The sequence below is a fragment of the Pseudomonas sp. R37(2017) genome (genome assembly GCF_002113375.1).
Taxonomy (GTDB): domain Bacteria; phylum Pseudomonadota; class Gammaproteobacteria; order Pseudomonadales; family Pseudomonadaceae; genus Aquipseudomonas.
This window is the reverse complement of the sequence record NZ_NEHO01000003.1, coordinates 311,045-322,880: the sequence shown is the minus strand read 5'-3', so window position 1 is coordinate 322,880 and position 11,836 is coordinate 311,045. Positions and strand designations below refer to the sequence as shown.

At 61.7% G+C, this 11,836-nt stretch carries 10 protein-coding genes; 5 read left to right on the top strand and 5 right to left on the bottom strand.

Translation table 11 applies throughout. The annotated features are described in order from the left end of the window. Positions 1-16: 16 nt before the first annotated feature. Both CAG47_RS07265 and CAG47_RS07260 read right to left on the bottom strand, forming a co-directional pair. Positions 17-376, bottom strand: a complete 360-nt coding sequence (locus CAG47_RS07265) for a PilZ domain-containing protein (protein WP_085724345.1) — start codon at positions 374-376, stop codon at positions 17-19. Between the two features lie 230 nt (positions 377-606). Next, entirely contained in the window at positions 607-990 is a 384-nt protein-coding gene (locus CAG47_RS07260; protein WP_085724219.1) for a tol-pal system YbgF family protein, read from the bottom strand. Positions 991-1,177: 187 nt separating this feature from the next. Here CAG47_RS07260 and pyk point away from each other — a divergent pair, with 187 nt between their 5' ends. Beyond that, positions 1,178-2,629, top strand: coding sequence for a pyruvate kinase (gene pyk, locus CAG47_RS07255; RefSeq protein WP_085724218.1), 1,452 nt, complete (start codon positions 1,178-1,180; stop codon positions 2,627-2,629). A 202-nt stretch (positions 2,630-2,831) separates the two neighbouring features. Here pyk and CAG47_RS07250 read toward each other — a convergent pair whose 3' ends face one another. Genes CAG47_RS07250 through CAG47_RS07240 form a run of 3 tightly spaced genes read right to left on the bottom strand, consistent with a single transcriptional unit; the run spans position 2,832 to position 5,645 of the window. After that, on the bottom strand, positions 2,832-3,581 hold the full coding sequence (locus tag CAG47_RS07250) for an enoyl-CoA hydratase-related protein (RefSeq protein WP_085724217.1): 750 nt from the start codon (positions 3,579-3,581) through the stop codon (positions 2,832-2,834). A 29-nt stretch (positions 3,582-3,610) separates the two neighbouring features. Next, positions 3,611-4,546 carry an iron-sulfur-binding ferredoxin reductase gene (locus CAG47_RS07245; protein WP_085724216.1) on the bottom strand — a complete coding sequence of 312 codons (936 nt, stop codon included), beginning with the start codon at positions 4,544-4,546 and terminating at the stop codon, positions 3,611-3,613. Next, the gene (locus CAG47_RS07240) at positions 4,539-5,645 is read right to left on the bottom strand and encodes a GGDEF domain-containing protein (protein ID WP_085724215.1); all 1,107 of its coding nucleotides are present in this window, start codon (positions 5,643-5,645) and stop codon (positions 4,539-4,541) included. The genes CAG47_RS07245 and CAG47_RS07240 overlap by 8 nt, the downstream gene beginning before the upstream one ends. Before the next feature lie 548 nt (positions 5,646-6,193). On the opposite strand from CAG47_RS07240, the gene CAG47_RS07230 reads away from it, so the two are divergent. From CAG47_RS07230 to CAG47_RS07215, 4 genes are all read left to right on the top strand, one after another. Further along, on the top strand, positions 6,194-7,717 hold the full coding sequence (locus CAG47_RS07230) for a fumarate hydratase (RefSeq protein WP_085724213.1): 1,524 nt from the start codon (positions 6,194-6,196) through the stop codon (positions 7,715-7,717). Between the two features lie 164 nt (positions 7,718-7,881). Further along, positions 7,882-8,100 carry a hypothetical protein gene (locus tag CAG47_RS07225; protein WP_085724212.1) on the top strand — a complete coding sequence of 73 codons (219 nt, stop codon included), beginning with the start codon at positions 7,882-7,884 and terminating at the stop codon, positions 8,098-8,100. Positions 8,101-8,565: 465 nt separating this feature from the next. Continuing rightward, positions 8,566-10,332 (top strand): ATP-binding protein, encoded by a 1,767-nt coding sequence (locus CAG47_RS07220; RefSeq protein ID WP_085724211.1) that lies wholly within the window; start codon positions 8,566-8,568, stop codon positions 10,330-10,332. Then, on the top strand, positions 10,326-11,651 hold the full coding sequence (locus CAG47_RS07215) for a sigma-54 dependent transcriptional regulator (RefSeq protein ID WP_085724210.1): 1,326 nt from the start codon (positions 10,326-10,328) through the stop codon (positions 11,649-11,651). Before CAG47_RS07220 ends, CAG47_RS07215 begins: the two co-directional genes overlap by 7 nt. The last annotated feature ends 185 nt before the right edge of the window (positions 11,652-11,836 follow it).

Sequence of the window (11,836 nt, the reverse complement as noted above, 5' to 3'; positions counted from 1 at the left end):
CGGGTTGCCATTGATCTCAAGCCGAAGTCGGCAGCGGCAGAAAACTGAAATACTGCTTCAGCGCCGCCACCAGTTGTCCATATTCCGGTGGCGCCCGTTGCAGGCTGAACCCGGCGTCGTAATGATGGGGTGTCGCGTCTTCGTGGCACCACAGACAGCAGGCCTGCAGATCGATGATCCGCTGACCACCTTCACTGGCGGGAATTTTCAGGCGCAGGCTGAAGTCCGCGCCGATCAACATCGGCAGTTGGCTGATCAGCATCAGCCCGTCTTCGGAGACATTGCCCAGATAGCCGATGGGTTTGCCGGTGATGCCGTTGAACACTTTCAGGAAATACGGCAGTTGATGCCGCTCGATTCGGCGGACGGTGAACATGTGCAATTTCGCCATGCAAGGCTCTTAAGCAGAGCCGCACTACTGCTTCGGAACGGGTGTACGTTGAGTCCTGGCCCGCTCTCCCCGCTCCCGGTGCGCCAGTGTTTACAGCGCTGAGTCCTGCTTATGCCGGTCACAGGTGTTGCCCCGGCTCAGAGGCAAGGCTCTAAAACCGGTTCACTGGACTATAGCTCACCACCGGGGAGCCAGCGATTGCATGACAACTGCCATCAGAACTGCGTCGGTTTTACCGCCGCGGCGCTGCGCATCGGGTAGTGCCCCAGGCTCTGCAAGGTTTCCAGGCGGGCACGGGCGCGGTAGGCGTATTCGCTTTGCGGATATGCATCAATGATGAACTGATAGGTCTGGGCCGCGTCGATAAACATCTTCTGTCGCTCCAGACACTGGCCGCGCATCATCGATACTTCCGGCCACACGTAAGGCCGCGCGCGGCTGTCGCGCTCGACCTTGGACAGTTCGAGCATCACCTGCTCGCAATTGCCCCGGTCATAGGCGCTGTAGGCATTGTTCAAGTGATGGTTCATTGCCCAACGGGTGCAGCCCGTGACACTGAGGGCGCCGACGGCAAGGGCAGCAATGAGTACGAATCGCATGGAGATCTCCTGTCTTGAACGCTGTATCGACCCGCGAGCGAAAATCTTCAGGCACCAGATGCAAAGTCGCTACGTTCTATAAAGAAGGGAATCACAAAGCTCTTCAAAAAAAGTAGTGCATACGAACAATGACTACACCTCGAGAGCATAGTAGCCTCACTCAGCGCTTGAACTCAGGAGTCTTTGCATGTCCGTCCGTCGTACCAAAATCGTCGCCACCCTTGGCCCGGCCAGTCACTCGCCGGAAGTTCTCGAACAGCTGATTCTGGCTGGCCTGGACGTCGCCCGCCTGAACTTCTCCCACGGCACCCCCGACGAGCACAAGGCTCGCGCGAAGCTGGTGCGTGACCTGGCTGCCAAGCATGGCCGCTTCGTCGCCCTGCTGGGTGACCTGCAAGGTCCGAAAATCCGTATCGCCAAATTCGCCAACAAGAAGATCGAGCTGAAGATCGGTGATCAATTCACCTTCTCCACCAGCCATCCTCTGACCGAAGGCAACCAGCAAGTGGTCGGCATCGACTACCCGGACCTGGTCAAGGACTGCGGCGTGGGCGACGAACTGCTGCTCGACGACGGTCGCGTGGTGATGCGCGTCGATACCGCCACGGCCACCGAACTGAACTGCACCGTGACCATCGGCGGCCCGCTGTCGGACCACAAAGGCATCAACCGTCGCGGTGGCGGCCTGACCGCTCCGGCCCTGACCGAAAAAGACAAGGCCGACATCAAGCTCGCCGCGGAAATGGAGGTCGACTACCTCGCGGTCTCCTTCCCCCGTGACGCCGCCGACATGGAATACGCCCGTCAACTGCGCGACGAAGCCGGCGGCACCGCCTGGCTGGTGGCGAAGATCGAACGCGCCGAAGCCGTGGCCGACGACGAAACCCTCGACGGCCTGATCAAGGCGTCCGACGCGGTGATGGTTGCCCGTGGTGACCTGGGTGTGGAAATCGGCGACGCCGAGCTGGTGGGCATCCAGAAGAAAATCATTCTGCACGCACGCCGCCACAACAAGGCAGTGATCGTCGCGACCCAGATGATGGAGTCGATGATCCAGAACCCGATGCCGACCCGCGCCGAAGTGTCCGACGTAGCCAACGCCGTGCTCGACTACACCGACGCCGTGATGCTCTCGGCCGAAAGTGCCGCCGGCCTGTACCCGCTGGAAGCCGTTCAGGCCATGGCGCGTATCTGCGTCGGTGCCGAAAAGCACCCGACCAGCAAGACCTCCAGCCACCGCATCGGCAAAGAGTTCCAGCGCTGCGACGAAAGCATCGCACTGGCGACCATGTACACCGCCAACCACTTCCCGGGCGTGAAGGCGATCATCGCCCTGACCGAAAGTGGCTACACCCCGCTGATCATGTCGCGTATCCGCTCCTCGGTGCCGATCTATGCGTTCACCCCACACCGCGAAGCCCAGGCTCGCGCGGCGATGTTCCGTGGCGTGTACACCATCCCGTTCGACCCGGCTTCGCTGGCACCGAACGAAGTCAGCCAGAAGGCGATCGACGAATTGGTCAAGCGCGGCGTCGTAGAGAAAGGCGACTGGGTCATCCTGACCAAGGGCGACAGCTACCACACCACCGGCGGCACCAACGGCATGAAGATCCTGCACGTTGGCGACCCGATGGTCTGAGTGACCCGCTGAAAAACAAAAGCCCCGCCATGTGAATGGCGGGGCTTTTGGCTTTCTGATTTTGAATTTGTATTGGTTCAACCGCCGCCTTCGCGAGCAGGCTCGCTCCCACATTGGACTTGCGGTGTCCACAAAATCCCTGTGGGAGCGAGCTTGCTCCGGGCGGCGTTCCGACGAAGAGGCCAGCCTTGTCGCCAAAAAATCAATGCCGCTTGATAAACCCCGTCAACGCCGCCAACGCTTCCGGCGAACGCAGCCGCTGGGTGAACAACGCTCCCTCTTCTTCAATCACCTTGCGCAACAGCTCCCGATCCGGCGCCTTCATCAATTGCTTGCTGATGCGCACCGCTTGCGGCGGTAGCGACTCAAAGCGCAACGCCATCTCCCGCGCCCTGGCCAAGGCTTCCTCACCACTGTCCAAGGCTTCGGACGCAATGCCCCACGCGGCAGCCTGTTCACCATTGAAACCTTCACCGAGCAGCAGCAACTCCGCCGCTTTGGCCTGCCCGAGCAAGCGCGGCAGAATCAGGCTGGAACCGAACTCCGGGCATAAGCCAAGGTTGACGAATGGCATGCGCAACCGCGCATCGCGGCTGACATAGACCAGATCGCAATGCAGCAGCATCGTCGTACCGATGCCCACCGCCGCGCCAGCCACGGCGGCGATCACCGGCTTGCGGCATTCGAGCAGACTGAGCATGAAGTGGAACACCGGGCTGTCGAGGTTGCTCGGCGGTTGCTGGACGAAATCGGCAATGTCGTTGCCGGCGGTGAAGCATTCGGCGGAACCGGTGATCAGCACGGCGTTGACCTCGGGGTCGCTGTCGGCCTGTTGCAACGCTTCGGCCAGGTGGCTGTACATGGCGCGGGTCAGGGCGTTTTTCTTGTCCGGGCGATTCAGGCGCAGGGTCAACAGGCCGCGTTCGCGTTCAACTTGGATGGCATCGGTCATGACAGGTCTCGCGTCTGAAAAGTCAGCGCTCAACCACGGGGCAGGAACACATCGGCCAGCAGTTGATTGCGCGGCAATCCCGCCAGGTACAGGCGCCGGGCAAAGGCGTCGACACTGTCGGGGGCTCCGCAGAGTAAGGCCAGGGTTTGCCGGGAAACAAGCCGCAGTTGCGCCAAAGCCGCAGGCAACTCGGCCGGGGTCCACAGTTCGACACTGAGGTTCGGACGACTGGCGGCCATGGCTTGCAGCGGTTTGGCCAGGTAGTGCTCATCGGCATCATGGGCGAGGTGAATGACGCGGATGGCGCCCTGATGATCCTGGCGCAGCGCTTCACGCAATACGCCAAACAATGGCCCCAACCCGGTACCAGCGGCCATCAGCCACAACGGCCGGGCGTGCCAGTCAGGGTCGTAATGCAAGGCGCCACCGCGCAGTTCGCCGAGGCGGATCGCATCGCCGATGCGCAATTGCCTGGCGGCATCGCTGAATTCCCCGGGCTTGCGGCAATCGAGATGAAACTCCAGAAAGCGTTCTTCCTGCGGCAGGCTGGCGAGGGAGTACGGTCGCGCTACGCTGCCCGCCCACAACACCAGGTGCTGGCCGGCGCTGTAGCGCAACGGTCGCTGAGGGATCACGCGTAGACGCAGGACCGTGGCGCTCAACCAATCGACCGCGGCCACTTCGGCCGGCAAGCCATCGGTTTGCGGGTCGAAGGCATGCACCTGCAAGTCCTCTACCACCTGACACTGGCAGGCCAGGCGCCAACCCTGTTCACGCTGCTGCGGGCTCAGGGCGTCGGGGCGACTGTCGCCCGGCAGACCCCGCACACATTGCACCAGGCACGCATGGCAACTGCCGGCGCGGCAACTGTAAGGCACCGGCACGCCGTTCTGATTCAGTGCGTCGAGCAGGTTGCTGCCCACCGCCACCGACCAGTGGCGCTCGCCGACCCGCAGCTCAGGCATCGACATTCTCCCACGCTGCCGCGCATCGGTTGCGGCCGTCACGCTTGGCGCGATAAAGCGCCTGATCGGCCTGTTGCAGTGCGACATCGAGGTCATCCCCCAACGACAAAAGGGTCATGCCGGCGGACAGGCTGAGGTTGCGCACATTCAGACCAATCAATTCAACATCGGTGAACGCAATGCGCAGCCGTTCGCAGCACGAAGTCAAACTGTCGGCATCGCAATCGGGCAGCAGAACAACGAACTCTTCACCGCCGTAACGGGCCAGAACGTCACCGTCGCGCAGGCACGCCGTGGCAACGCCGGCAAAGGCTTGCAGCACCTGATCGCCTGCGGCGTGCCCGTGCAGATCGTTGATGCGCTTGAAATGGTCGAGGTCGATCAGTGCCAGACCGTGTACCACATCGGCATCCATGGCATTCAGCTCGCGGGACGCCAGACGCAGGAAGTGCCGACGATTGAACAGGCCTGTGAGCTCGTCGGTGGCCACCAGACCTTCGAGCTGCCGCATCATCCCGCGCAACGTGTCCTGGTGCGCCTGCAACGCAAAACGCCGCTGGCGCATGCGCTGCCGCGAAGCCTGGACATAGCGCGCATACAGCACCAGCCACACCAGCACGATGAACAGCACGCAGACCTGCAAAACCGCCATGGCCGGGTCGGGCAACTGGAAGTGATAGCCCTCCCACAGCGTGATCGCACTGAAACTGAAAAACACCAGCAGCGCACAACGCACAAAGGACCGGCGCGACAGATGGAACAGTCCGAACAGCAGGATCAGCACGTAAAACACCAGAAACGCGCCCCGGGCTTCGTCCAGGTGGGCGATCAGCCAGGTTTGCCAGCCCAGCCCCAGCAAAACCTGCACCTCGGTCAGGCTGGGGTCGGTGAAACGCAGGTTGCAGCCGCTGTAGAACACGGCGAACAGGATGGACTGGCTGGTCACAACCAGTGCGCTGCCGATGGCGACGCTCAACAGCGGCGCGTCGAAGTGACCGGTGAAAAATGCCAGCCACAACAACAGCAATGCCAGGGCATAGGTGCCGGCCGCGAGGGCGAAACGTTTAAGCAACAGGCGCTGGATGGCGTTATGGGTCAATCGTTGACTCACCAGATGAAAGGAGACTGACAGAGCGTCCTACTCTACAGACCGTGTGTCACTTTAGTGGCGTCACCGATAAATGACCATTCAAATTTCGGGATGGACGGCCCGGGCACTGTAGGCACTGTGGCGAGGGGGCTTGCCCCCGTTGGACTGCGAAGCAGTCCCGGAAACAGACCTATCGTGGTGTCAGGCGGATTGTATTCAACGGTTTTACAGCTGCTTCGCAGCCGAACGGGGGCAAGCCCCCTCGCCACAAAAGCCACACACTACTCTTGCAGCTGCAAACTTGCCGCGTGTAGCTGCTCCCATACGACCAACGATTGACTGCCGGCGCGTGTACGTGCCGTTGATGCGCGCTATACTGCCGCGCCTTTTTAGCGTCGCGCCAGCTTGCCCCGGTGTGGCCCAGGGGCAGCTGCAAGCCGCAAGCTTCAAGCAACAAGCTCAAGGCAGTCCGCGTACTGCTTTGAACTTGCCGCTTGCAGCTTATGGCTCGCATCTGCCTTTACAAAATGTTCCCGTCTTTTAGAGGAGCGCGACTCATGACCGTGATCAAGCAAGACGACCTGATTCAGAGCGTTGCCGACGCCCTGCAGTTCATTTCCTACTACCACCCCGTGGATTTCATCCAGGCGATGCACGAGGCCTACCTGCGCGAAGAATCGCCAGCGGCCCGCGACTCGATGGCCCAGATCCTGATCAACTCGCGCATGTGTGCCACCGGCCACCGTCCGATCTGCCAGGACACCGGTATCGTCACCGTGTTTGTCCGTGTCGGCATGGACGTGCGTTGGGATGGCGCCACCATGAGCCTGGACGACATGATCAACGAAGGCGTGCGTCGCGCCTACAACCTGCCGGAAAACGTCCTGCGCGCTTCGATCCTCGCCGACCCGGCGGGCGCTCGCAAGAACACCAAGGACAACACCCCGGCCGTCATCCACTACTCCATCGTTCCGGGCAACACCGTGGAAGTGGACGTGGCGGCCAAGGGCGGCGGCTCCGAGAACAAGTCGAAGATGGCCATGCTCAACCCGTCCGACTCGATCGTCGACTGGGTGCTCAAGACCGTTCCGGAAATGGGCGCCGGCTGGTGCCCACCGGGCATGCTCGGCATCGGCATCGGCGGCACCGCCGAGAAAGCCGCGGTGATGGCCAAGGAAGTGTTGATGGAATCCATCGACATTCACGAACTGAAGGCCCGTGGCCCGCAGAATCGCATTGAAGAAATGCGTCTGGAGCTGTTCGAGAAGGTCAACCAGTTGGGCATCGGCGCCCAGGGTCTCGGTGGCCTGACCACCGTGCTCGACGTGAAGATCATGGACTACCCGACCCACGCCGCGTCCCTGCCGGTGTGCATGATCCCGAACTGCGCCGCCACCCGTCACGCCCACTTCGTGCTGGATGGCTCCGGCCCGGCCTCGCTGGAAGCGCCACCTTTGGACGCCTACCCGGAAATCGTCTGGGAAGCGGGTCCGTCGGCCCGTCGCGTCAACCTCGACACCCTGACCCCGGAAGAAGTGCAGAGCTGGAAGCCGGGCGAAACCGTCCTGCTCAACGGCAAGATGCTCACCGGTCGCGACGCGGCGCACAAGCGCATGGTCGAGATGCTGAACAAGGGCGAAACCCTGCCGGTAGACCTCAAGGGTCGCTTCATCTACTACGTCGGCCCGGTCGATCCGGTCGGTGACGAAGTGGTTGGCCCGGCCGGTCCGACCACCGCGACGAGGATGGACAAGTTCACCCGTCAGATCCTCGAGCAGACTGGCCTGCTGGGCATGATCGGCAAATCCGAACGCGGCCCGACCGCGATCGACGCGATCAAGGACAGCAAGGCCGTGTACCTGATGGCCGTCGGCGGCGCCGCCTACCTGGTCGCCCAGGCGATCAAGAAGTCCAAGGTGCTGGCATTTGCCGAACTGGGCATGGAAGCGATCTACGAGTTCGAGGTCAAGGACATGCCGGTCACCGTTGCGGTCGACAGCAAGGGCGAGTCGGTACACATCACCGGTCCGGCCATCTGGCAGAAGAAGATCAGTGAAAGTCTGGCGGTGGAAGTGCAGTAAGCACTCAACCGCTGTATAAAAAGAGCCGCGCTGTTTGTACGACAGCGCGGCTTTTTTATGCCTGGTGGTCACCAACCCCTGGGGACTGGCCTACCATCACTTGTACTGGGTGGTTTTACCCGCACGCAGCCCCTCGTCATACCTTGCCAAAGGTCCAGTATTGAATGTCCATGACCTACCTGCCGCTGAAAGCCTGGAATAAACACTGGACACTCGACGGCCAGCTAGTGCGCTGTCGGCTGTGTGGAAGCGTTCAGGACCTTACGGACGCCAGCGCTTTTCGGCATGCACTCGGCTGTAAAGCTTGGGGACTGCAAGCCCAATACCCCAACCAGGAGCTAGCTGCGCTGCTGCTGCAGAAAATCCAAGCGGGGTTGTTTTAATGCGCGCCATACTTGAAGACGGCTCTGAGCGTGAGGTGCCGGTCATTCGAAGCGTTTCACAGTGAAACGCTTGGGAATGCTCCCGGGTAACTCCGTACAAGGCGACTCATCAGCGGCCATCTACCCGTCGTAGTTTCCCCTTGAGTATGCGAAACGTTTCTCCGTGAATCACCCATGTGTTTTCACCGTATCGCCTTACCGAACTCGTGGAGCCAATCAATGCCCATCTGAGCAGAGCGGGCTAGCCAAAAGAACGCATGAAGCACACTTGAACAATGATGATCTTAGTAACTCCGGGAACTAGGTAGTTTCGTTGGGGAAACTGACAGATGAACCGGAACAGATGAGAAGAAACATGAATAGTTGAAAGCTCAAGTTATCTACTCGGGCGCAGTGAGATGAGATCTGGCACAAGATAGTCCGCATGCTATCTTGCGCCTCCTGTCTTCAGTCCGATTTCGGCCCATGCTCCCGACCTCCAGATCCCTGCGCCTGGCGCTCTACACCTTGTTGATCATCGCCGGCGCCGCCATCGCCGCGACCCTGGCCATGCGCCACGCCGTGCGCCAGTCCATGGTCGAAGACGCTGGCCGCGCCAATCAGCAATTGGCGCTGTACGCCACGTCCCTGCATACCCTGATCGAACGCTACCGTACCCTGCCTTCGGTACTGGCGTTGGACCCGGAGCTGCGCTCGGCGCTCAAGGGGGCGGTGAGCCCCGAGCAGCAGGAAGCACTGAACCGCAAACTGGAAAAGATCAACGGCGCGGCCGAATCCTCGACCCTGGAACTGCTCGACCGCACCGGCCTCGCCGTGGCGGCCAGCAATTGGCGTTTGCCCAGCAGCTATGTCGGCCACAACTACGGTTTCCGCCCTTATTTCAACCAGACCCGCACCCAGGGCACCGGGCGCTTCTACGCCGTGGGCGTGACCAGCGGGATTCCCGGCTACTTCCTCTCCAGCGCGGTCACCGACGACGACGGTCAGTTCCTCGGTGCCATGGTGGTGAAACTGGAGTTCCCCGAACTGGAACGCGAGTGGCGTCAGGGCAGCGACACGCTGCTGGTCAGCGATGCCCGCGGGATCGTCTTTATCGCCAACCAGCCGGGCTGGCGCTATCGCCTGCTCAAGCCGCTGAGTGACAGCGATCGCGCCGAACTCAAGAGCACCCGCCAGTACGACAAGCAGCCGCTGACGCCGCTTGCGTTTCAATCACTGCGGCGCTTCGACGACAACAGTGACCTGGCCCGGGTCGATGGCCCGGACGGCGAGGCGAATTACCTGTGGGAGTCCTTGCCGCTGAGTGCCGAGGGCTGGACCCTGCACCTGTTGCGTCGCCCGCAAGTCGCCTTCGAAGACAGCCGTAACGCCGCACTTGCCGCGGCCGGGCTGTGGTTGACCCTGGTGTTCCTGCTGCTGTTTCTCAACCAGCGCTGGCGCCTGGCCAAGTTGCGCCAGCGCAGCCGTGAAGAACTCGAACAGCTTGTAGAGGAGAGAACCCGCGACCTGCGTACCGCCCAGGAAGGCCTGGTGCAATCGGCCAAACTCGCGGCGCTGGGGCAGATGTCCGCCGCCCTGGCCCACGAAATCAACCAGCCGCTCACCGCCCAGCGCATGCAGCTTGCTACGTTGAGACTGCTGCTCGACCACGGCCGCATCGACGACGCCTACAAGGCGCTCAGACCGGTGGATGAAATGCTCACACGCATGGCCGCCCTCACCGGCCACCTGAAAACCTTCGCCCGCAAAAGCCCCAGCGGCTTGCGCGAACGCCTGGACCTGGCGGCAGTGGTGGACCAGTCGCTGCAACTGCTCGATACGCGCTTGCGTGACGAACAGGTCAGTACGGTGTTACACCTGACCCGCCCGGCCTGGGTGCGCGGCGATGCGATCCGCCTGGAACAGGTGCTGATCAACCTGCTGCGCAACGCCCTCGATGCGATGCAGGACAAACCCTGCAAACGCCTGGAAATCCGCCTCGAAGCCGACGAACAATTATGGCGCCTGAGTGTGATCGACAACGGTGGCGGTATCGCCGAAGAGAACCTGTCCAAGGTGTTCGATCCGTTCTTCACCACCAAACCGGTGGGCGATGGCCTGGGGATCGGTTTGGCCGTATCGTTCGCCATCGTCCACGAATCCGGCGGACGCCTGAGTGCCGACAATCATGCCAAAGGTGCCGTGTTTACCGTGACCTTGCCCATCGACCTGGAGGTGCATGAGCCATGCTGAATTCAGTGATCGTGGTCGACGACGAAAGCAGCATCCGCAGCGCCGTCGAGCAATGGTTGAGCCTGTCGGGCTTCGAGGTGCAGTTGTTCAGCCGCGCCGATGAATGCCTGGCGCAATTGCCCAGGCATTTTGCCGGGGTGATCCTCAGCGATGTGCGCATGCCCGGCATGAGCGGCCTGGAACTGCTGGCCGAAGTACAACGCCGGGATGCCGATTTGCCGGTGATCCTGTTGACCGGCCACGGCGATGTGCCGATGGCTGTCGAGGCCATGCGTGATGGCGCCTACGATTTCCTCGAAAAACCCTTCAGCCCGCAAACCCTGCTCGGCAGCCTGCGTCGCGCCCTCGACAAGCGCCGCCTGGTGCTGGAAAACCGCGCCCTGCACGAACAGGCGGACAACCGCGCCAGACTGGATGCCACGCTGCTCGGCGTGTCCCGGGGTTTGCAGACCCTGCGGCGACAGGTACTGGACCTGGCGGCACTGCCGGTCAACGTGCTGATTCGCGGGGAAACCGGTAGCGGCAAGGAGCTGGTTGCGCGTTGCCTGCACGACTTCGGGCCACGGGCCGACAAGCCCTTTGTCGCCCTCAACTGCGCGGCCATCCCCGAGCAATTGTTCGAGGCCGAGCTGTTCGGTCACGAGAGCGGTGCGTTCACCGGGGCGTCCGGCAAGCGCATCGGCAAACTGGAATATGCCGACGGTGGCACGCTGTTTCTCGATGAAATCGAAAGCATGCCACTGGCCCAACAGGTAAAACTGCTGCGGGTGTTGCAAGAGCAAAAGCTTGAACGGCTGGGCTCGAACCAAAGCATCCGCGTGGATCTGCGCATCATTGCCGCGACCAAGCCGGACCTGCTGGACGAAGCGCGGGCCGGACGTTTCCGCGAAGACCTGGCTTATCGTTTGAACGTCGCGCAACTGCGCCTGCCGCCCTTGCGCGAACGCCGTGAAGACATACCCCTGCTGTTCGAGTCCTTTGCACAAAACGCCGCCGAACGGCTGGGACGTAAATTTCCACCGTTGAGCGGCGCGCAGTTGAGCCACCTGCTGAGCCATGACTGGCCGGGCAACGTGCGCGAACTGGCGAACGTCGCCGAGCGTCAGGTTCTGGGCTTGGGTGAACCGGAGCCAATGGGCATCGAGCCCGGCCAGTCACTGGCGGCGCAGCAGGAAGCGTTCGAGGCGCAATGCCTGCGTGCGGCATTGACCCGGCACAAGGGCGATGTGAAAGCGGTGCTCGAAGAACTGCAACTGCCGCGCCGGACCTTCAATGAAAAGATGCAGCGGCATGGGTTGAGCAGAGAGATGTTTTTGTAGCGCCTGAACTGGCCTCTTCGCGAGCAGGCTCGCTCCCACATTGGTTTTGTGGACACCGATCCCTTGTGGGAGCGAGCCTGCTCGCGAAGAGGCCAGCACAAACACAGGAACTCTTGCAGGCAGATGAGCAACTTTCCGCCCACAGCCACTTTCTTATGAGCGGATTTCCGCTCACCGAAACACCT

Excerpts from the sequence above, each read along its gene's own strand:
- CAG47_RS07265 (WP_085724345.1), bottom strand. The coding sequence starts at position 376 with ATGTTCACCGTCCGCCGAATCGAGCGGCATCAACTGCCGTATTTCCTG.
- CAG47_RS07260 (WP_085724219.1), bottom strand. The coding sequence starts at position 990 with ATGCGATTCGTACTCATTGCTGCCCTTGCCGTCGGCGCCCTCAGTGTC.
- pyk (WP_085724218.1), top strand. The coding sequence starts at position 1,178 with ATGTCCGTCCGTCGTACCAAAATCGTCGCCACCCTTGGCCCGGCCAGT.
- CAG47_RS07250 (WP_085724217.1), bottom strand. The coding sequence starts at position 3,581 with ATGACCGATGCCATCCAAGTTGAACGCGAACGCGGCCTGTTGACCCTG.
- CAG47_RS07245 (WP_085724216.1), bottom strand. The coding sequence starts at position 4,546 with ATGCCTGAGCTGCGGGTCGGCGAGCGCCACTGGTCGGTGGCGGTGGGC.
- CAG47_RS07230 (WP_085724213.1), top strand. The coding sequence starts at position 6,194 with ATGACCGTGATCAAGCAAGACGACCTGATTCAGAGCGTTGCCGACGCC.
- CAG47_RS07225 (WP_085724212.1), top strand. The coding sequence starts at position 7,882 with ATGTCCATGACCTACCTGCCGCTGAAAGCCTGGAATAAACACTGGACA.
- CAG47_RS07220 (WP_085724211.1), top strand. The coding sequence starts at position 8,566 with ATGCTCCCGACCTCCAGATCCCTGCGCCTGGCGCTCTACACCTTGTTG.
- CAG47_RS07215 (WP_085724210.1), top strand. The coding sequence starts at position 10,326 with ATGCTGAATTCAGTGATCGTGGTCGACGACGAAAGCAGCATCCGCAGC.